We start from the raw sequence: 21,701 nt of genomic DNA, 5'->3' as shown, positions 1-21,701 counted from the left end.
TTTTTTTAAGGTACAAAGGCACAGAGGTTCAGAGATGCAAAGGTTTCTAGAGACAGAACCCCTTCGTTACTTTGCACCTTTGTTACTTTTTCTTAGTAATGCTTCGAGAAAATAATAATCGGCGTATATGATCGGTTCATCAATTTCGTCGTGTTTTGGCCAGTTTCCTGTACTGTGATCAAAAAGGAAGGGAGCCTTAATGCTGGAATCTAAAATGTATTTATCGGTTTGAACAGACTGTAGCATTTTATCGGCGAAAGCCAGATAATTTTCATTTTTAGTATAATCGTATAACTCGTATAATGCTGAAGCCATAACCATAGCGGCCGATACGTCACGTGCCGAATCCGGAATGCCGGGATCTTTAAAATCCCAATACGGAATTCCGTCTTCCGGCAGGTTTTTATTAGTCATAAAAAACTTTGCAGTAGCTTCGGCCTGCTTTTTATAAGCTTCGTCTTTGGTGTAGCGATAGGCCATTGTAAAACCATAAACAGCCCAGGCCTGACCGCGGGCCCAAACCGAATCATCATTATAACCCTGAAGCGTGGTTTTTTTTCTCACTTTTCCTGAAACAGGGTCATAATCGATGACATGATAACAGCTGTTATCTTCTCTGAATTGGTTTTTTAAAGTCGTATTGGCATGCTGAACAGCCACCTCACGATATTTTGGGTTTCCGGATAATTTCGAAGCTTCGAAAAGCAGTTCCAGATTCATCATATTGTCAATAATTACCGGATAATCCCAAATTTCCTTATTGAAATCCCAGGAACGAATTGAACCCACTTTTGCATTAAACCTTGTGCATAAAGTTTCAGCGCCTTTAATAATTACCGCTTCGTATTCTTTCTTGTTTTCCACTTTCAGCGCTTCTCCAAAACTGCAAAACACTTTAAAACCTACGTCATGCGAATTACTGTTGACACTTTCTTTTTTACTGAAAGGAGTCCATTTTTGAGCTTGTTCCCTGTATCTTGAATCACCTGTTAGTCGGTATAACTGCCAAAGGTTTCCGGCAAAAAAACCGCTTGTCCAGTCTCTCGAAGGTACCTTGCGGATTTCATTGGTTTTAATATTCATGCTTCTGGGCATTGACATGGAATCTACCGGATAATCCAACAGCATTTTGTAACGGGTCTCCAGTAATGTATTTCCGGCGGCTGTATTGTTTTGAGGCTGAGAATTAATTCCCGGTCTGCATGCCGTTACCAGCGATGCAAACCCAAGAATTAAACAAATGAAACTAACATTCTTCATATTTAAATAATATTTTTTTAGTCTCTGGACTAAATTTTAGACGCGGATTTTACGGATTCGCTATTGCGATCCCGACACTTCGGGACTGATTTACACAGATTTTTTTACATAATGATTATTTAATTTCACACAGATTTTGCTGAGTGTACAGAAAAAAATCAATTTTATCTGCTAAAATCTTTTTAAATCTGAGTGAAATAAGAAATCCGTTCTATCCGTGTCTTTGCGATAGCGAATCCGTTTTATCTGCGTTCAATAATAATTAATAACCAGGATTATTTGGTTTTAAATTCGGATTGATGGCCAGTTCGGTTCCCGGAAGCGGCCATAAATAATCTTTGTCCGGATTGAAATTGGTGTGCGGTTCTAAACCATTTGGCCCAAATACTTCCGGTCCTATTTTTAATCTTTTGATATCGTACCATCTTATGTATTCAAAAGCCAGTTCTAACCTTCTTTCATCAATTACCATTTTTCTGAAATCTTCTTTAGACAAACCAGGTGTTACATTGGCTGGAAAAGAAACCAGTTTTCCGGCTTTGTTTCGGGCTCTCGCACGAACACGGTTTACATAACCATCTGCTTCTGTAGTTCCCGGATTGATTTCGTTTAAAGCTTCCGCAGCTGTCAGCAGTACTTCTGCAAAACGCATTGTGATGTAATTGTGCTGGGAAGTTCTTCCGTTAGCACCTGCTTTTCCGGGAAAACGGAAATATTTAGCGATATGCGGACGAGGTGCTTTTTCGTTATCACTTGAAGGATAAATTTCCAGTGCACCGCCCGGTCCAGTTTTCTTTCTGATAATGGTATCAAAACTTACCGCTCTTCTGTAATCTCTCTGATCCCAGGTGTTGAATACTTTTAAGGACGGAACCGCAACAGAGAAGCCCTGTCCGTAGCTGTAACTGTCGTCTTTTAATGAACCGGTAAAAAATGCGGTATAATCCTGACCGTAATTTCCTGAGGTTAAGTTATTAAAATCGATTGTAAATAAGGGCTCTTTTAAAGCAGCTGCTTTGGTAGCGTTAAATAAATCCTGAAAATCAGCATCCAGACCCAGACCAAATTTTGCTTCATTTGTAATGACATATTTGGCCTCATCATAGGCTTTTTGAAAATTCCCTAAAGTCAGGTATACCGAGGCTAAATAGCCCGCAGCCGTACCTTTTCCGGGAACTGCTTTTACTTTTGGTTTGTCATCCAGCCATTGTTTCGCAAACTCTAAGTCGGAAATAATTTTTGGATAAACATCTGCGGCTTTGGTTTTACTTAGTGTATTAATCTGATTCACATCATTTACTACAAAATCAATGTACGGAATATCTCCAAAAAGACGCACCAGATGATAATAAGCAAAAGCTCTTGCAAAATACGCCTGAGCCACGATGGCATTTACTTTTGCAGGATCTCCGGGTGTTTTTTTAGCCCCTTCGATAGCCTGATTGGCCGCTGTGATAATAACATACGACTGAGGCCAGAAGTTGGCCACCAGTGCATTGGTATCGTTCATGTTCATATCGTTTACATCGATACGTGCTGCCTGAGTAGTCCGGTCACCAATGTCGGCCATATCATCGCGGAGCATTAAAGCAATAGTAAATTCACGTCCCCAGTAGTTATTGTGGGCGATGTTGGCAAAAGCACCGTTTACCGCTGCCTGCAGATCATCGGTATTGTTAAAAAAGTTTTCCGGACGAATAATTCCTACCGGCTTTTCTTCCAGATCAGAACAGCCAAAAAAGGTGAGTGTTCCTAAGAATAAAAATGCTATATATTTTTTCATATTTGGATAATATTTGTTTTTTAACGGAATATGGAATCGCTGTTCTTAGTTCTGTTTTTTTAATCATAGCGATTTCATGATAGTTGTAATTAGACTAGAATTTTACATTAAGCCCCAGTGTAAACGTTCTTACGTTTGGATATCCGCCATAATCTAATCCTAAGTAAGTGTTACTTCTTGAATTAGTATCGTTTAAGTAGCTGGTTTCAGGATCTGTTCCCGGATAGTCTGTAATGGTCCAGATGTTTTGTGCACTCACATAAAAACGAACTTTGTTTAATCCCATTTTCGAAACAATTCTTTCGCTTAGACTGTATCCAAGAGAGAGGTTTTTTAAACGAATATAACTTCCATCGTAAACAAATCTTGAGGTAACCCTTTTTGTTCTGGCTGCATTGATTGGCACATTAGTGTCAGTATTGCTCGGTGTCCATGAATTTAAAACTTCGGTTGTGGCATTATTGTTTCCTGATGCCAGTTCCATCAAAGTATAGTTTAGGATCTGACCTCCCTGTGATCCCTGGAAAAAGATATTCAGGTCGAAGTTTTTATAGGTAAAATCATTGTTTAATCCAAAAATAAAATCAGGATTTGGGTTTCCAATGATCGTTTTATCCTGCGAATCCAGTTTACCGTCTCCATTAAAATCTTTGAATTTTTCCCCTCCGGCGATAGTCTCAAAGTTTCCTGGTAATACCGTTTCTCCCTGCTGAATGACACCGTCATAAATAAAACCAAAGAAAGAACCTACCGGCTGCCCCACTCTTAAAATCTGAGATTCTGTTGCTAAAAAGTGCCCCGGAGCTGAGTTGATTAACAAGTCTTTATTATCCGCTAATTTTAATACTTTGTTTTTGTTCGAAGAAATATTAAAGTTCGTAGACCAGGTAAAATCAGCGCCGATGAAGTTTTTGGTATTGATGCCTAATTCCCATCCTTTGTTTTCTAATTCCCCCACGTTCTGAAGCTGTGAAGCAATTCCGGAAACTCCCGGAAGTGGTCTGTTAAACAACAAATCTTTAGTGATGGTTTTATAATAATCTGCCGTAATACTGATTCGGTTATCAAATAAACCTAAATCAATTCCGTAATCCTGCTGATAGGAAGTTTCCCATTTTAAATTCGGATTATCGAGCGACGTCAGCTGAACCGCATTTACAATAACATCACCGCTTACGTAATAAATTTCAGAGAAACGCGAAAGGGTAGAGTAGGCTCCAATAGAAGGGTTACCGGTTGCTCCGTAACTCGCTCTTAGTTTTAAGTTTGAAATGGTTTTATTGTCTTTTAAGAAAGCTTCTTTACCAATATTCCATCCAATGGCTCCCGATGGGAAAGTTCCGTATTTGTAGTTTTTACTAAAGCTGGAAGAACCGTCACGTCTTGCTGTAAAGGTTAATAAATAACGATCGTCATAATCAAAGTTTAACCTTCCGAAAGCAGAAATCAATTCCGTTTCAGACAAACCTGAATCCGGTTTTAAAAATACAGTTCCGGCGCCTAAATTTCTATATGAATTGGTATTCGTTAAAAATCCTCTTGAAGCAGCGTATGAATTTTCGTTTTTGTTTTTTTGATACGAGTAACCTCCAAGAACCGTTAAAATTCCTTTGTCGATAATTTCACGTTTAAAAGTCAGATAGTTTTCTGTTAAGAAAGAAGAGAATCGGGTATTGTTAACAGAAGCTTCTCCTTTGATATTTTTTCCTGCGATTAAAGTTGACGGAATAAAACGTCCGGTTTGTGAATTACTATCGGTTAAACCTAAGGTGGTTTTAAAATCCAGGTCTTTTGTGATTTGGTACTGAGCGAAGAAATTGCTTCGGTTTACAATAGAAACAGTTTCCAGTATGTTTTCCATAGCTGTAGCATACGGATTATCAATATCATCTCCAATTGGAGCCGTTGTAGTATAAGTACCGTCCTCGTTATAAATTCCTTTATCCGGCATAAAACGGTAAGCCGATGCGATTACACCCGCAGCTCCGGTTCCTCCGGCACTGGTCTGGCTTACAATTCCCTCTTTGTTTTGTTTGCTCTGAAAGATGTTTAATCCCACTTTAAACTTATCGGTTAAATCTGATTCAAGGTTGCTTACAATAGTGTATTTGTCAATACCCGAATTGATTACTACTCCGTTTTGGTTAAAATAAGTTCCGGAAACATAATATCTCATTTTATCAGATCCGCCTGAAAAAGAAAGCTGGGTATTCGAAATCATTCCGTCACGGTAAATAACATCCTGCCAGTCTGTATTGGCAGGCCCCTGTGTGTGCGTTGTAAAACTTTTTCGGTAAGCGGCAAACTGGTCTGCATTTAATAATTGCAGTTTGTTGTTTACAGATTGTATAGAAGTCGAATTGTTGAATTCAATTACCGGTTTTCCTGGTTTTCCTTTTTTGGTTGTGACCATAATCACCCCGTTCGAACCTCTGGAACCGTAAATAGCCGTTGCCGAAGCATCTTTTAAAACTTCGATAGAAGCAATATCCTGAGGTGCCGGCATAGCGACACCTGCAAAACCATCGACAACTACAAGAGCATCACCACTGGCATTGATAGAGGTTCCGCCTCTTACTCTGATTTTGGTCGAAGCACCCGGTTCACCGCCATTATTGGTTTGTACCGAAACCCCTGCAGCACGTCCCTGTAAAGCCTGTTCTGCATTCAGAACCGGAAAAGCGGTTAATTCTTTGGACGTTACAGAAGAGACAGATCCTGTAATATCACTTTTTTTACGGGTTCCGTATCCTACCACAATGACTTCGTCAAGGTTTTTGGTGTCCGGTTTTAAAGTAACGTTGATGACCGTTTTGTTTCCCACTGGAATTTCAACTGTTTGGAATCCCACAAAATTGAAAACTAAAACAGCATTTTTCTCTGAAACGAAAACAGTATAATTTCCATCCATATCTGCTGAAGCTCCAACCGAAGAGTTTTTGATATAGACATTGGCACCAGGGAGCCCGAGTAAATCTTCACTCGAAGTTACTTTTCCGGTAACTTTTCTTTCCTGTGCATTCATCATAATATTTACCAGTAAAAAAGATACCAGTAAACACCATTTAAACGATTTGTTTTGTTGGTTTGTAAACATTCATTTTTTGGTTTTAAGGTTAATGTTAGATAAAGTAGAAAAGCAATAAACTCATTCCGATGATCAGAATTACAAACAGAATCTGCAGCAGTAAGAAGCTCGTTTTTTTGATTTTCATATCGCAAATGTAGAAGCAGGAAAAGAAATAGAAATACAAAAAAGGGTATCTAAAAATACAGATACCCTTTTTTAAGTCTTTAAAAATGCGGATTTATTAAAATACTCCCGATGATTTATAAAATTTGTCGGCATATTGGGAAGGAGTTTCCCCGTATTTTTTCTGGAAGCATTTACTGAAATATTTTGGGTTGTTAAAACCTACTTTATAACTTACTTCAGAAACGGTTAATTTGTTTTGTTCTAATAATTGTGCGGCACGTTTTAAACGGATTTCATGAATAAATTCATTTGGCGTGCAATTCGTCCAGGCTTTTATTTTTAAAAACAACATGGTTCGGCTGACACCGAGTTCAGAACAAAAGAACGGAATATCGAATTGTTCGTTGGAGATGTTTTCTTCGACAATTTTAAACGCTTTTTTCAGTAATTCCTCATCCAGAGAAGAAACTGTGATTTCTGACGGAATAAAACTGTCTTCGCTTGAAAATTTGATTCTTAAACGTTCTGTTGTATTCAAAAGGTTTTTAACACGAAGTCTGAATTCCATTAAATTGAATGGTTTACTGATATAATCATCGGCACCACTTTCCAGGCCTTCAAATTTGTATACCAGTGAAGATCTGGAGGTTAGTAAAATAACCGGAATATGACTGGTTTTTAAATTCTCTTTTATTTTAGAACATAATTCAGTTCCCACCATTTCCGGCATAATAACGTCGCTGATAATCAAATTTGGAACATATTTTAAAGCTTTCTCAAGCGCCATTTTTCCGTTTTCGGCTTCAATAATGTTGTAGTCTTTTTTGAGCAGGTTTTTCATGAACTTTCTTAAAACTTTGTGGTCTTCCACAATTAAGATAGTCTGTTTTTCCTCGTTTACGATTAAATCTTCCAGATCTTCGTTTTCATTAATTTCCGACGGTTCCAGCTGAGCGGCATATTGTTCAATATCGTCACTGATTTTGAAATCAGGGATAATTTCGTCGTCTGAAAGATGTTCACGGCCTAAAGGCAGAGTCACTTTAAAAATAACACCTCCGTCTGGTTTATTGGTAACCTCAATCGAACCTTTATGCAGTTTTACAATGTTTTTCACAATAGAAAGTCCGATTCCGGTTCCTTTATTATAGTTTTTCTGAACCTGATTATGCGTAGGAACCTCAAAAAACAAGTCGAAGATTTTATCGATATGTTCTTCGGCAATGCCAACTCCGGAATCTTCTACAGCAATAAAAAGATTTTCCTGATCGTGATTGATTTTGATATTGATTGTTCCGCCTTTTGGTGTATATCTGAAAGCATTCGAAATCAGATTGTAAAAAACACGTTCGAGTTTGTAACGGTCAAAATAGGCCGGAATTTCATCGTCTGAAGTTTCAAATGTATAGGTATAACCGCCGTCTTTGGCATATTCAATAAAAGACAGGTAAATTTCACGGGTAAATTTGACAATATTTCCGTTAGCTGATTCCAGTGTAACCTGATGGTTTTCCAGTTTTCTAAAATCCATTAAACGGTTAATCAGGCTCAGCAGATGATTGGCACTGCCTTCAATCACCAGCAGCTTTTTGTACATTTCGTTGGTGCCGTTGTAATCAGCCAGAATCTGCTGTAAAGGCCCCAGAATTAAAGTCAGCGGTGTTCTGAATTCGTGGGAGATATTGGTAAAAAAGTCCAGTTTTAGTTTGTTGTTTTCTTCAATACGTTTGGTTTCCAGGTATTCAAGTTCCAGTTTTTGTTTCAGTCTGGCTTTTGATTTCATAATCCAGATCAGGCCGTATAATCCCAAACCAATAACAATTCCGTACAGCAAAAATGCCCAGATACTGCGCCAGGGAGCAGGATTTACAATTACGGTCAAAGTAGTCGGAGTTTGGTTCCAGACCCCATCATTATTGGCACCTCGGACTTCAAAAGTATAAGTACCCGGGTTTTGAATCGCAAAATTGGCCTCGGTGTTTTTGGTCGTAGTCCAGTTGTTTTCCAAACCGGTTAAACGATAACTGTAGAGGTTGTTTTTGGATCGTATATAGTTTGGAATCGCAAAGTTGATAGTAAAATTAGCTTTATCATAATCAAGGGTTATGGTTTGCGTAAAACCAATGCTTTTTTCCAGAATGCCATCTTTGTCATGTGCATTTATGATTTCATTTTTGATTTTTAGATCGGTTATTAAAACCTGAGGGGCATATTGGTTTAACGAAATTTTTGAAGCATCAAAAAAAGTAGCACCGGACGGACTTCCAAAATAAAACTGATTCGAAGTCAGTTTTAAAGCCGAATTGTCATTGAATTCATTACTGGCCAATCCGTCTTTCTGATCATAAATTACTACTGTTTTTTTAGCAGTATTGTATTTGATAATCCCCTGATTGGTGCTGATCCAAAGGTTTTTATCATCATCTTCTAAAATAGAATGAATAGAAGTGATGACGGTATTTCCCACTTTCAGACTGATGCGGTTGAATTTTTTTCCGTCAAAATAATGCAGTCCTTTTGCTTTTGTGCCTACCCAGATTTTGTTTTGTGAATCCTGAAACAAAGTCAGTATATCATCACCGGATAAAGAAGAATGGTCATAAAAGAAATGCTGAATGATATATTTCTGCGGATTGAAATTCTGCAGCGGAATACGGTTGAGTCCGTTTTGAGTTCCCACCCATAAAAAGTGCTGTTTATCGACTAAGATAGTTCTGAGGATATTGTTGGTCAGGAAAACCGCTTTTGTATTATCGTTCCCAATACTATGAAACGTTTTGGTTATAGTATTGTAACGGATTAATCCTTTTCCAAAAGTTCCAATCCACAAAATACTGCCTTCTGTTTTAAGTGAGTAAACACCGCTGTCTTTTAATAATTCAATTAAATCAGGAGCAATTCTGTTGTTTTCAATTTGTTTAGAGATTGTATTGTAAGCAGATAATCCTTTAGAGAAAGTTCCAATCCACAAAATATGATCACCGGAAAGGCACATCGCTTTGATATCATTTTTGTTCGTTTGTCCCGTTTTACTATTGATATAACTTACGGTTTCAGAATTTTTATTGTAAATGGTAATACCGCCGCCTTCGGTTCCAAAATAAATATTCTGGTTTTGATCAGCGATAATTGAACTTACTACATCAAAACTCATCGGAATCTTTTTTGAATTCTGATTGTAGTTGGAGAAATTGACATTGGATATATCCCAAAGATTTACGCCTTTGTAATAACAGCCAATCCAGATAGAACCTTTTTTATCCATAAAAACCGACTTTACTTTGTCGATTCCGTTAGCGTTGTTACTGTTGTTTATTTTCTGCAGACTTTTATCGGGGCCCAGTATGTAGATTCCGTCATACGCCCCAATCCATAAAGCTCCCTGTTGATCAATGACCAAAGAACGAATATCAGTATTGATTTCACGGTATAAATTAGTTTCTAAGAAAGAAACGTAAGTTTTCTGTTTTTGATCGAATTTTAAAAGCCCTTTGTTTTTTGTTCCTACCCATAAATCGCCATTTTTATCTTCAATAACCGATTGTACATTTAACAAATCAACAGAATTAAAGGGATAATTTTTAAACACAAATTTTCCGCCTTTTCTATTCGTAAGCTGACACAAACCTTTTGTTGTTCCAATCCAGATTTCGCCTTTTCTGGTTTTCAGAATACTTAAAATATTATTGCTTGGAAGCGTAGAAGCATCATCATCTGAATGAAAAACCGAAGTAAATACGCCTGTTTTTTTATTATAAATCGTTAATCCTTTTGAAGTTCCAAACCACATTTCGCCGCCAATTTCCCTAATGCTCCAAACGGCATTATTGCTTATGGTATGATTGGCTTTCGTATGAAGATATCTTGTAAAGGTATTCGAAACCGGATCGTAACAGTTTAACCCGTTGTAAGTCCCAACCCATATTTGACCGCTGTTGTCTTCTTCAATCGCTAAAATATCATTATTGCTGATGGAAAATTTATCACTGACATCATTTCGATAAATTGTAAAACGGCTGCCGTCATATTTGTTGAGTCCATCCCGTGTACCAAACCACATCTGTCCCAATTTATCCTGATGAATGGCAATAACAGAACTCTGCGAAAGCCCGTCAGTAGTAGAGATATTTTTAAGACGGTATTTATTTTGGGAAAACATGTTTCCGATACTAATTAGTAAAACCAGAAAAGCTATTTTGTATTTCATAGCGTTTAATTTTAGGTTCAAAGTTGCAAAGGAGCAGAGGTTCAAAGTTTTTTTCATTTTTGTCATTTCGATGAAGGGGAAATCTTCACGAGTAACTCTACAAAGATTGACAAAATTGTATACAGAGTCACTTGCAAGGATTTACTGTTCTATTTCGCTATCGCTTGAGTTTGCTTCGTCGAAAGGACAAATTATATTTAATTAATGATTAAAAAGAACAAATAAAACTTTGCGCCTTAGCGCCTTTGAGAGATTAATTTTTAAACACATAGAAACATAGATTTTTCTTTTTATAAAAGATGATCTAAAAAAACTAGTTTTTCACACATAGCTTTACGCAAAGACTATGTTTATTAATGCAAGTGAAACGCCTTTTTAAGTTCTCTAAAACTATGTTTCTATGTGTTTAAATTATTTCTTTAAACGTTTATTTAATTGATAATCATAAAGCGATGGAATCTTTTCTATCGGCATGTTTAAAAGCTCAATATACGGATCAACATCGTATTTAATTTCAAATTTTGCATTTCCGTGAACTCCAATGATTCTTGCAAAAGCGCCGTCTTTCATTCCAAATAATAAAACAGGTTTTGCCGAATCAGGATTGGTAATCTGAACGTTTAGATTCCAAAAAGTACTGAAAGGCCCGTGTGACGGTTTCCAGTATTCGGCTCCGCCGCCGCCAAATAAAAAGTAACTGTTATTTTTATCCGGAGTAATATGAACGGTAATAAGATCAAATAAATTTTGATGATTGGCCCCTGAATGCTGGTCTAAAAGCGGATCGGCAAAAAGCTCGCAATCCTGATATACGTTTTTGGTGGCAAAAGTATTGAAACTTAAAGGATGCACCGTTTTATTATAAACTTTTAAGTTTTTCACCAATACATTATGAACACCGCCTAAAGTTACGGTATAATGTGCTAAATGCGGTCCGTCTGTCGTAATATCCTGAACCGTTACATTGGAAACCTCTTCGGCTAAGATTCCACTGTCGGCATTAGTGATTTTGATATCTTTTACCCAGCTGTTGAACAAACGGGTTAAGAAAATTCCGTTATTTCCGGGTTCAACATGATGGGCAACTCTGGGAATATCAGGAAATGTAAAACGCAGATGTTCAATTCCGACTTCGTTTAAATGTTTCCATTCGACCAATTGCGCCTGATAAACGGGTTTAATTGAAAGAGTCAAAGGTGTTTTCAGTGTAATTTTAGAACCCGAAATCTTTACAATTTCTACCTGCTGTCTCACAATAGGAAGTTTTGGAAACTGCCAGTGGTGCGATCCGGGTTTAACTTTAGCACCCTGATATAAATCTTTGATGATTTCGCCGTTTTCGCCTTCTTTATTAAAAAGTTGTAATTCAACAACATCGCCTGCTTTCAGATTTTTAACATCAGATACACTGATAGTAAATTCACCCATTTTTCCGGAGCTCACTTTTGCCAGAACATTTGGTTCCGGTTCGTATTTATCAAGATATGATTTTACACGTTCCCCGGGAACTTGTGTCCAGATAAAACCTCCTGACCAGGCATATTGTGAAAAAGGCAGATCAACATTGTTTTCCGGTTCACGCTGTCTTTTATCAAAAGTGGTTAAATATTCACGAAGTTCTGCGAGCGATTCAGGATCTTTAAGATACATCATTGGCCGCGGGCAGTAAATTTCAGTTCCGTTTTCATCAGAACCTGTGCCCCGCAATACAAAATTGCTTCTTTCAATGTAAAGAATATCACTCAGGATAATTTTTCCTTTCGGCAATTGTAAAATGACATTTCCTTCAACAGCATTAGCTGCTTTTAAGGCTTTTAATAAAGCTTTTGAATCGTCGAGATGGTCATCGGCTTTTACGCCGAAATCGGCTGCATTGATGATTTTACCACTGACTTGAGGAATAGGGCTTTCGCCGAAGCGGTAACCGGCATAACTAAAATCGGGAAGATAGTTTGTTTTTGAAGTAATAATTTTAGGTAATTCCTGCGCCAATATGGTATTCATAAAAAAGCCACAGGAGATAAGAATGGCCTGGCGAATCATGGTTTGTGTGGTTTTGTGGTTAGTTAGTTTTTTTGGTTTTGCCACGAAGGCACTAAGGCGCAGAGTTTTTTATGTTAAAGATTAAAAGGATTTTGTTTCACGCAGATTTAGCAGACCTCGCGGATTTTTTTCTTTTATTTAATATAGCCCATGGTTTCAATCACGGGAACGGTGGTATTGATATACTTTGTGTCCTCGTGGTTGAAACCACGGGCTATGTTGATTTCGAAAATCTGGAAAACTTTGCGACTCAGCGACTTTATGAGACTAAAACATAAGCCTGTAAAAAACCTTTGCGCCTTAGTGCCTTAGCGGCAAAAAAATTATAAAGATCTTTTAATCCCTATTTCAAGTCCGCGCAGCTCTGCTAAACCTCTTAAACGGCCGATAGCAGAATAACCCGGATTTGTTTTTTTCTTTAAATCATCCAGCATTTGGTGTCCGTGATCCGGACGCATTGGTAAAGTACTGTTGTTTCTTTTTTCAACTTCGAGAATGGCTTTTACCACTTCGTACATATCAACGTTGCCTTCGAGATGGTTAGCTTCGTAGAAACTTCCTTCTTCGTCACGCTGCGTGCTTCTAAGGTGAATAAAGTTCATTTTATCGCCATGACGTCTTACCATTCCAGGTAAATCATTGTCGGCTCTTACGCCGTATGAACCGGTACACATTGTAAATCCGTTGGATGGAGAAGGAGCAGCATTCATTAAATCCACTAAATCTTCTTCAGTACTTACAACTCTTGGTAAACCTAAAATCGGGTAGGGAGGATCGTCCGGATGTATAGCCATTAAAACGCCTTTGCTTTCGGCAACCGGAATAATTTCTTTTAAGAAGAAGAAAAGATTGTTTTTTAAAGCCTGTCTGTCAATATGATTGTAAGCACTTAAAGTAACAAGGAAGTCTTCAACTGAGTAGGCTTCTTCAGCACCCGGAAGTCCGGCCAGGATATTTTGCTGTAATTTTACTTTGTCTTCTTCAGTCATAGCTTCAAAATAGCTTTTTGCTTTTTGAGTCTGTACTTCAGAATATTCTTTTTCAGCTCCGGGTCTTTTTAAAATAAACAATTCAAAAGCTGCAAAAGCATTGATATCAAATCGTAGTGCTTTAGATCCGTCTTCTACGGTATACGATAAATCCGTTCTTGACCAGTCTAAGACCGGCATAAAATTATAACACACACATTTAATTCCGCATAAAGCCAGATTACGAATGCTTTCTTTGTAATTTTCAATGTACTGCAGATAATTGCCCGTTTGTTTTTTAATGTCTTCGTGTACCGGAATACTTTCCACAACCGACCAGGTTAAACCTGATGCCCCTTTTTTAGGATCACCGTCTTCGTGTTCGATTTCAACTTTACGTTTAATGATTTCGTCAATGCTCCAGACTTGTCCGTTTGGAATGTGATGTAAAGCGGTTACAATTCCGGTGGCTCCGGTTTGTTTGATATCTTGTAAAGAAACAGGGTCATTGGGGCCGAACCATCTTAATGTTTGTTCCATGTTTTATGATTTTAATTCCTGCAAGGTTTCCAAAACCTTGTAGGTTTAAATTAAAGATTATTATAAATAAAAATATACCTACAAGGTTTTGGAAACCTTGCAGGGGAGATTTTGCTAAATTTTAAATACTGACAGCCGCAAATCCGCCGTCTACTTTTAAGATTGTTCCCGTTACGAATTTAGACATATCGCTGCAAAGGAATAATAAAGCACCGTCAATATCTTCCGGACTTCCAAATCTTCCCATTGGGGTGTGATCGATAATTTTTTCGCCTCTTGGCGTTAATTTCCCTTCCGGTGTTAATAATAAAGCACGGTTTTGTTCTCCGATAAAAAATCCTGGTGAAATAGCATTTACACGTAATCCTTCACCATATTTCTGTGCTAATTCAACCGCCATCCACTGCGTAAAGTTATCAATGGCTGCTTTTGAAGCAGAATATCCGACCACCCGTGTTAAAGGTCTCTGTGCTGAAGCTGATGAAATGTTGATGATATTTCCTGATTTCTGTTTAGCAAAAAGCTCTGCAAAAACCTGAGTTGGCAGCATGGTCCCGATGATGTTCAAGTCAACTACTTTTTGCAGATCGTCGCTTTTCATATCATAAACGGCCTGATCCGGCTGAACCGTTGCGCCTGGCATATTTCCTCCAGCAGCATTGATTAAGATATCTAAACGGCCGTATTTTGCCGCAATGAAGTCTTTTGCTTTTTCTAATTCTTCTTTGTTTAAAACATTCGCCTGAACAGCAAATCCCTGTCCGCCATTAGCTTCTATACTCTTTACGGTTTTTTCTGCTTTTTCAATCGATTGAGAAACAATTCCCACAATAACGCCCTGCTGGGCCAGAACATCTGCAAATCGGCTTCCTAATACTCCGGCACCACCAGTTATAAGCGCAACTTTTCCTTTTAGGTTAAATATTGAATTCATTTTTAGTTTTATAGGTTATAGTTTTTTCTAAACACAGAGAAACACAGTTTTTTACGAATGTGAAAAGACGTTTCACTTTTATCAACAATCCTGGATTTTACATAAGTCAGTTATGCGTGAAAACTTTTGAACTGAAAAAAATGATGTTTCGATGTGTCCAATTAAATTTTTACTTTAAATACCAGCTTTTTCAAAAAGCCTTCGCCAATCATGGCCGCATGTACATCTTCGGGAAACAGTATGGCAAATTGTTTTTCCTGAAGCTCAAAAAACATATCGGGTTTGTCATGAAAAAAACGAACATCTCTTTCGTTGCTGTAATCACCATTTGGCTGTGTACATTTTTCTCTTGGTTTCCAGGCAAAAGTTTCCGGGCCCTGTATCGATATCTGAATGTCTATGTTCTGGTCATGGCATTCAAATCCTTTAATACTTTCTTCCCGTGTACTGCCATCTCCGTGAATGACAATTAGTTTTAAACCTTCACTGATTTCAATAACACCAGCTTCAAGACCGGAAATATCGGTTTGCAGTACATATTCAAATGCTTTTTGAAAATTTGGGTGCAGACTGTAATACCGGGCTGCATTGTGTAATGAATCTACTATCATTAGGCTGAATTTTGTTTAAGTTCCTGAAATAAATACTATAAAAATAACAATTGTTTTATAGATTGTGTATTTTTACGTGTACGCACACGGTATTTTACAAATGTATGTAAATTGTAATGTAAAACAACTTATTTTTGCTAAAAAAAATAAATTTTGTAAAGAAGCCTTTTATTATTTTAACTAAAAAAGAATCAATATCATAACGATTAAAAAAATTGCGGAACTAGCGAATGTTTCTCCCGGAACGGTGGACCGGATTATTCATAATCGGGGACAGGCCGCACAGGAAACGGTAGACAAAGTCAATGCTATTATTGAAAAGTTTGGCTATAAACGAAACATTCTGGCCAGCAATCTGGCTTTAAACAAAAAATTCCATTTTGCCGTTTTTCTTCCCAGATATGAGAAACTGGAATACTGGCGCAGTCAGGCTGAGGGAATTGAAAAAGCGGCTGAAGAGTTTAGTAAATTCGGGATTGTTCTGGATTATTTTTTCTATGATTATAATTTGTTATCCTTTAAAGAAACGGTTCAGAAACTGATGGAGTTTGACTGCGATGGCTTGTTGTTTGCGCCTATTTTTTATGAAGATTCGGTCCAGTTTTTAAATGAATATAAAAAGAAGAATATTCCGGTTGTAATGATCGATTCGAATATTTCGAGTGACGAAAGTTTTGCTTACGTAGGACAGGATGCTTTTCAGAGCGGTTATCTGGCAGGAAGGCTTACAAGTTTTGCCGTAAAAAACGAGAGACGTGTCCTGATCTTTAAAATTACCAGAGAAATAGAAAGTACCTCGGTTTATCTGCAGCGGATTGACGGATTTTATTCCTTTTTTAAAGATAATGAGCAGTTAAACCATTTTGAGTTTTCTGAAATCACTTTAAAAGAAGACGGAATCGATCAGCTGAATCTGGAGATGTTTTCTGGTGTCAACAGCGTTTTTGTTCCGAATTCCAGAGCCTATATTGCGGCCGAGTTTTTAGAAAAGAATAATATTAAAGGTGTCCGCATTATTGGTTATGATTTATTAAAAGAGAATATTGAATATCTGAACAAAGGCGTAATCGACTTTTTAATCAACCAGAGACCCGAAGATCAGGGTTATATGGGAATTAGTTATTTGTATAAAAAGCTGGTCCTGAAAGAAGATGCAGAACGCACACATTATATTCCGCTGGAGATTATTTTAAAAGAGAATTATTTTCCGGCCAAGAAACACTAAACGTTTCTCAGAGATTGCAAATGTCTGGCAGTACAGACAAATATATAGCCGCAGTTTCATCTCGGAAAGACATATCGCCCACGATTTCAACCGTGGGCGATGTTTAAATAAAATAAATTAAAAGCTTTTGCGTCTTTGCGCCTTAGCAGCAAAACAAAAAAATCATTTTTTAACCTTAACAATCAAAGGATTATTGATTTTCTCTACAAAAGAACTCAAATATTTTTCCCATTCCGCCTTGGTCTGAAACGGACTTCCTTTTTTCCATCCAAAACCAGCATAATAAATAGCTTTATTGCTTTTAACGGCAATATTTCCGTATAGGTTGCTTAAATCTTTTTTATCTGTAACATGATTATCAAAGCTTAACAAAGTGTTTTTGGGAGCCACTAAACCAGTTCCAATTTCAGAATCATCGATAGGTTCCCAATAGCTTAACCAGCCTTCTTTTAAATTGGTACCAGTCGTACCTTTTTTATCATGAAGTGTGAGTCCGGCTGCAATCGTTTTGGTTCCCGTGATATTGATTTCAAAACGCGAAAGCTGGCTGCCGTAATCCAGGCTGATCAGTTTCGATTCGGTTATAGTATTGCCTTTTGCGTCCCAGTTAGCATACGTTAAAAGAAAACTCGTTCGGATTGGTCCTGTTGTAATGGTTTTCCAGCTGATAAAGTTTTTGGAAAAATAATATTTTCCATCCACATTTACGGCAATTCCGCCCACGCCGCGGCTGTCTCCCACATGAAAATTGTCAAGACCTTCTCCGGTGTCTTTATGGTAAGTTCCCGTTCCGTTAGTCGCTTTTTCATACCATTTATTGATAATTGGATAATCAACTCTTTTTAACCAGGCATCAATTCCGCTGGTTAAAGTACCGCCCGGAACATTGTCTTCCACCATTTTTTGTGCCACAGGACCGTATGTTCTAAAAGCTGCTTTATTGTTTTCCCAGGCATAATCATCTGTTCGTTCCGGAACAAAGCGCGAGTAACAGCTGATTGTTTTAGAAGCTTCAGGATTAGTTCCGGCGGCAATTTCAAAATCCTGTTTTGCTGCCGCTTTAATTTTGGGCTGAAATAAAAGCACATCCATAGTTCCGTCGCCGTCATTATCTACAGTTTGGGTTTCCAGAAAAGAATTAGTACTGAGGTCTTTTATTGTATAATTTTCAAGTTTGGCATCTGTCGGTAATCCCAGTAGTTTTTTGGTGAGTTCTACAGTTTCAAATTCCCGGTCAGTTTTCAGGCTGTTGCTGATTGTGATGATTTTATTTTGAGACTGGATGCTGAAAGTCCCGGCCAGAATTGCGGTAAATAAAAAATGTTTTTTCAAAATTTATAGATTTAATTTTTTAAAAATCGGTTCGATAGGATTTTATAAAAGTACAAATCATAAAATAAATTCAAATACAAAACAGGAGTAATTCTGTACAAAATGTTGGTTGTGAGTTTTATAACTTTTTTTATAAATACTTATTGTTTACGGAAATCCGTAAAATCTATTTTTCAACATTTAGTATGTTTGACGATATAAAAAAATAATATGAAATATGTTTCAAATTTAATTCCAGAAAAATCAAGGGTACTGGAACATTATTTTAAAGGAAGTATTCATCAAACTAAGAGAGCTAAGCCTTCATCTGGATTCTTAAAATGGCTTGGCGGCGTATTCTTTCTTTTATTTGCATTACTTTCTTTAAAACATCCATTAATCACTTTACTCTTTGGTTTTATAGGATTTATGATTTTGCCACCAGGGCATAATTGGTTGGAAAAAAAGTTTAGATTTTGTTTAACTACAAAAATAAAATCATGTTTTGCAATTATGATTTTACTTTTTTCTTTTCCTCTTTTAGCACATTATAGTGTAATTGATAAAGAAGAGGCTAGATTGTTGCAATTGAAATTTGAAAATGAACAACGTGAAAAAGCAGAGTTTCTACGAGAAGAAAAAGTTAGAAATGATAGTTTAACATATTATATCACAGCAAGTTCTCAATTTGCAGATAAACATAAAACAGGCGAAGCTTTTAAGCAATTAAAAACGGCATCTTCTTTTTCAAAATTGCCTGAAGATAATGTTAGAATTTCTAAAGAAAAAAGCAGAATATCGACAATTAGAGCTTATGATTTTCTTAAAGCTGAGAAGTACAAATTAGCTTTATCAGATTTAAATACTTTAATTTCAGAAGGAGACAATAACTCTGATTTGTATTATAACAGAGCAATCTGCTTTAGTAAAATTGGAAAAATTAGAGAAGCTGTGAGTGACTGCTTAAAAGCAAAAGAACTTGGAGACAAAAGAGCTGATAAATTACACAATAAAATTAATCCTATAAAGACACGAATAGCCTATTATGTTACTCGTTGTTGTGATGGAACAACCTCTAGTTCAAGTGGAAGAGGAACTTGCTCACATCATGGAGGCGTATGTAATTGGAGTGAACCAGTTTACGAAGAATACAGAAAATATGAATAAAATGAGAGATAATGTTTTTCAAATTGTGCCATTAGTTAATTTAAGTTTTTTTCAAAAGATTTTTAAACAGCTTCCATTAGAAAATAGTGTTATTGAAATAAATAATTTATTAGCATCGAATCCCTTAAACAGAATTTCTAAAGAACAAATTGCTGAGATAGAGCAACGCTATGAAATTAATCTATTAGAAGAATTCAAACTTAATTTGGAAGAATTTTATGCAGTATATTTAAATTTCTGCCTTATTGATGGAGTCTTGAGTGATATAGATTTTGAAAATTTAAATCACCTGCAATTGATTTTATCTCTTAGTAATGAAACGATAGAAAGGTTAAATCATAATATTGGAATAATTGTTTACAAAAGATTTTTTGAGAAAGCAATTTCTAATGGAAAACTAATAAAAAAAGATGAAGATTTTCTATATAAAATAGAAAAAGACCTTAAACTTCCCAAATCATTCATAAACAAGATTTCGAATGAGTGTAAAGAAAGTTTTGTTCAGGAATATCTTGAAAATGTTATTAAAAAATTAGAATTGTCTCCAGTTATTGAACAAGAGATAAGTGACATAGCCGAAAGGTTAAATTTTGATGTTTATTTTAATAAAAATAATAATAAAAAGCTAGAGAGCCTCAAGCTCTATTGGGAATTAGAGAATCTTCCTTTATCTACAATTGAATGTGATATTACGATTCAAAAATCTGAACAGTGTTATTTTAAAATTAATTCAGTAAAATGGAATGAATCAAGAATTATTAGAGATAAACCAACTCATTTTGTTTCAAATTTCAAAAAAATTAAAAAGTTTTATTTGAGCTCAGATTGTCAGAAAGTAAGACAAAATAGTTATGAGTTAAAACATATTGATTCAGGAAAATTATATCTCACAAACAAAAGAATTGTTTTTATTGGAAGCATAAAAAACATCAATATAAGATTTGAAAAAATACTTCAATTAACGCCTCAATTGGATGGAATTGAGATAGATAAAGAAACTGGGAAACCAGTCTTAATCCAACTGAAAGATAGGAGAGATGAATTTTCTATTATTCTGAATAAACTTATAGCTAATAAAAATTAATTATTAGATTTTGATAAAACTTAAAAATGGATCTAAACAATAAAATAAAACAGATAAGCTAAACTGGCAGTTAGACCTTTACAAAATGTTTCTGAATTTGGTGTGAAGTCTAGTAATGAATTTGAAATAGATTGCTCTTTATTAGATGATTACAATAATATTGATATTAGAGAATCTGAAAAATATAAAAGTTTATTCACCGATTTTAAAAAAATTGATGGTCCTGTTTTATATTATTGGGAAATAATCTCAGATCATTCTCCAGAGAATATTGTCAATAAAATAAAAGGATATGCAAGTTCTGAGAACTCAAAATCGATACCTGCCATTAAAAATAATTATCCAATAAGTAAAGTTTTGTATGTTGGAAAAGTTAAAAAACACATATGGTGGCGACTTGTACAACATTTAGGATTTTATAAAGTTCAGCGTACGCAAGGTTTGCAACTTTTTTATTGGCAAAAGAATTATCTTTAAATCTTAAACTTACTGTTCTTGAATTTGAACCAGAAATGATAAATTTAATGGATGTTCTGGAAAGAGAATTGGCAAAAGAATTAAAGCCAATATTAGGAAAGCATCGCTAATAACAGAAATTAAACTTTAATCAGGTAAAGATATATTTTTTGTAATTTACATTCACTGACTTTGACTCAGTAAGAATTTATAATTAAATGAAAATCAACAAAAATGGTTAAATGTATTATTTTCGATTGCGATGGCGTATTGGTAGATACAGAAAAAATTGGCAACGGAATATTGCTCGAAATGGCATCAGAATACGGGTTTCAGCTGGAACTTGAAGAAGCCTATCATCTTTTTAACGGCCGAAGCCTCAAAGATTGTTTTGTACAGATTGAAAACGGAATTGGAAAAAAACTTCCTGAAGATTTTGAATCCTGTTACAGGGAAAGGAGTTTTGAAGCCTTTAAAAAAGAAACCAGCCCTATGGAAGGTATTGTTGCTTTTTTAAACAGTCTTAAAATTCCTTATTGTACAGCTTCGAGCGGACCTTTAGAAAAAATAAGACTTAATCTTGGGCTTGCAGGTTTACTTGACCGCTTTGAGGGCAGGATATTCAGTTCTTATATCATTAAAAGCTGGAAACCGGATCCCGGAATCTTTTTACACGCGGCCCGGGAAATGGGATTTGAAGTAAAAGACTGTATTGTAATCGAAGACAGTGTGGCTGGTGTACAGGCAGGTATAAACGGCGGATTTAAAGTATACGGTTTTGCAAACGGTTTTAATAATGCTGATTTAGAAGCAGAAGGCGCAGTGCTTTTTCACAGTTATAAAGAACTGAGTGAAGTTCTTGGGATTTAGGATAGTCTGAATTTAGATCAATTTTGACAGAATTTCGGTAAGCAAA

Annotated in this window: 14 protein-coding genes; 5 read left to right on the top strand and 9 right to left on the bottom strand. The window is 36.2% G+C overall.

What is annotated here, in order from left to right:
* Window positions 1–66: 66 nt before the first annotated feature.
* The 8 genes from ACODST_RS10060 to ACODST_RS10025 form a co-directional block, all read right to left on the bottom strand.
* Window positions 67–1,260, bottom strand: coding sequence for a glycoside hydrolase family 88 protein (locus ACODST_RS10060; protein ID WP_488931985.1), 1,194 nt, complete (start codon window positions 1,258–1,260; stop codon window positions 67–69).
* A gap of 262 nt (window positions 1,261–1,522) precedes the next feature.
* Entirely contained in the window at window positions 1,523–3,043 is a 1,521-nt protein-coding gene (locus ACODST_RS10055) for a RagB/SusD family nutrient uptake outer membrane protein (protein WP_488931984.1), read from the bottom strand.
* A gap of 94 nt (window positions 3,044–3,137) precedes the next feature.
* Window positions 3,138–6,140: a SusC/RagA family TonB-linked outer membrane protein gene (locus ACODST_RS10050; protein WP_488931983.1), complete on the bottom strand. Its 3,003-nt coding sequence runs from the start codon at window positions 6,138–6,140 to the stop codon at window positions 3,138–3,140.
* A 214-nt stretch (window positions 6,141–6,354) separates the two neighbouring features.
* Window positions 6,355–10,446 carry a hybrid sensor histidine kinase/response regulator gene (locus ACODST_RS10045; RefSeq protein ID WP_488931982.1) on the bottom strand — a complete coding sequence of 1,364 codons (4,092 nt, stop codon included), beginning with the start codon at window positions 10,444–10,446 and terminating at the stop codon, window positions 6,355–6,357.
* A 411-nt stretch (window positions 10,447–10,857) separates the two neighbouring features.
* Window positions 10,858–12,489 carry a hypothetical protein gene (locus ACODST_RS10040; RefSeq protein ID WP_488931981.1) on the bottom strand — a complete coding sequence of 544 codons (1,632 nt, stop codon included), beginning with the start codon at window positions 12,487–12,489 and terminating at the stop codon, window positions 10,858–10,860.
* 323 nt (window positions 12,490–12,812) lie between these two features.
* Window positions 12,813–13,997 carry a mannonate dehydratase gene (gene uxuA / locus ACODST_RS10035; protein ID WP_488931980.1) on the bottom strand — a complete coding sequence of 395 codons (1,185 nt, stop codon included), beginning with the start codon at window positions 13,995–13,997 and terminating at the stop codon, window positions 12,813–12,815.
* A 121-nt stretch (window positions 13,998–14,118) separates the two neighbouring features.
* Window positions 14,119–14,931: an SDR family oxidoreductase gene (locus ACODST_RS10030; protein ID WP_488931979.1), complete on the bottom strand. Its 813-nt coding sequence runs from the start codon at window positions 14,929–14,931 to the stop codon at window positions 14,119–14,121.
* A 161-nt stretch (window positions 14,932–15,092) separates the two neighbouring features.
* On the bottom strand, window positions 15,093–15,542 hold the full coding sequence (locus tag ACODST_RS10025) for a NanQ anomerase/TabA/YiaL family protein (protein WP_488931978.1): 450 nt from the start codon (window positions 15,540–15,542) through the stop codon (window positions 15,093–15,095).
* Between the two features lie 190 nt (window positions 15,543–15,732).
* Here ACODST_RS10025 and ACODST_RS10020 point away from each other — a divergent pair, with 190 nt between their 5' ends.
* A complete protein-coding gene (locus ACODST_RS10020) occupies window positions 15,733–16,767 on the top strand; it encodes a LacI family DNA-binding transcriptional regulator (RefSeq protein WP_488932101.1) in 1,035 nt (344 codons plus the stop codon).
* Window positions 16,768–16,929: 162 nt separating this feature from the next.
* Here ACODST_RS10020 and ACODST_RS10015 read toward each other — a convergent pair whose 3' ends face one another.
* Window positions 16,930–18,099 carry a BT3233 family polysaccharide utilization protein gene (locus ACODST_RS10015; protein WP_488931977.1) on the bottom strand — a complete coding sequence of 390 codons (1,170 nt, stop codon included), beginning with the start codon at window positions 18,097–18,099 and terminating at the stop codon, window positions 16,930–16,932.
* A 210-nt stretch (window positions 18,100–18,309) separates the two neighbouring features.
* On the opposite strand from ACODST_RS10015, the gene ACODST_RS10010 reads away from it, so the two are divergent.
* The 4 genes from ACODST_RS10010 (at window position 18,310) to ACODST_RS09995 (ending at window position 21,655) form a co-directional block, all read left to right on the top strand.
* Window positions 18,310–19,245, top strand: coding sequence for a tetratricopeptide repeat protein (locus ACODST_RS10010; protein WP_488931976.1), 936 nt, complete (start codon window positions 18,310–18,312; stop codon window positions 19,243–19,245).
* A 1-nt stretch (window position 19,246) separates the two neighbouring features.
* A complete protein-coding gene (locus ACODST_RS10005; RefSeq protein ID WP_488931975.1) occupies window positions 19,247–20,329 on the top strand; it encodes a hypothetical protein in 1,083 nt (360 codons plus the stop codon).
* A gap of 102 nt (window positions 20,330–20,431) precedes the next feature.
* Complete coding sequence (locus ACODST_RS10000) at window positions 20,432–20,806, top strand: hypothetical protein (protein ID WP_488931974.1); 375 nt, start codon at window positions 20,432–20,434, stop codon at window positions 20,804–20,806.
* Window positions 20,807–21,019: 213 nt separating this feature from the next.
* The gene (locus tag ACODST_RS09995) at window positions 21,020–21,655 is read left to right on the top strand and encodes an HAD family hydrolase (protein ID WP_488931973.1); all 636 of its coding nucleotides are present in this window, start codon (window positions 21,020–21,022) and stop codon (window positions 21,653–21,655) included.
* Window positions 21,656–21,701 lie beyond the last annotated feature (46 nt).

The organism is Flavobacterium sp. FG19 (genome assembly GCF_057809475.1).
The sequence above is the reverse complement of the archived record's forward strand: the minus strand, read 5'-3'. Positions and strand labels throughout refer to the sequence as shown.

Coding starts and splice junctions, on each gene's coding strand:
- ACODST_RS10060 (WP_488931985.1), bottom strand. CDS start 1,260: ATGAAGAATGTTAGTTTCATTTGTTTAATTCTTGGGTTTGCATCGCTG.
- ACODST_RS10055 (WP_488931984.1), bottom strand. CDS start 3,043: ATGAAAAAATATATAGCATTTTTATTCTTAGGAACACTCACCTTTTTT.
- ACODST_RS10050 (WP_488931983.1), bottom strand. CDS start 6,140: ATGTTTACAAACCAACAAAACAAATCGTTTAAATGGTGTTTACTGGTA.
- ACODST_RS10045 (WP_488931982.1), bottom strand. CDS start 10,446: ATGAAATACAAAATAGCTTTTCTGGTTTTACTAATTAGTATCGGAAAC.
- ACODST_RS10040 (WP_488931981.1), bottom strand. CDS start 12,489: ATGATTCGCCAGGCCATTCTTATCTCCTGTGGCTTTTTTATGAATACC.
- uxuA (WP_488931980.1), bottom strand. CDS start 13,997: ATGGAACAAACATTAAGATGGTTCGGCCCCAATGACCCTGTTTCTTTA.
- ACODST_RS10030 (WP_488931979.1), bottom strand. CDS start 14,931: ATGAATTCAATATTTAACCTAAAAGGAAAAGTTGCGCTTATAACTGGT.
- ACODST_RS10025 (WP_488931978.1), bottom strand. CDS start 15,542: ATGATAGTAGATTCATTACACAATGCAGCCCGGTATTACAGTCTGCAC.
- ACODST_RS10010 (WP_488931976.1), top strand. CDS start 18,310: ATGAAATATGTTTCAAATTTAATTCCAGAAAAATCAAGGGTACTGGAA.
- ACODST_RS10005 (WP_488931975.1), top strand. CDS start 19,247: ATGAGAGATAATGTTTTTCAAATTGTGCCATTAGTTAATTTAAGTTTT.
- ACODST_RS09995 (WP_488931973.1), top strand. CDS start 21,020: ATGGTTAAATGTATTATTTTCGATTGCGATGGCGTATTGGTAGATACA.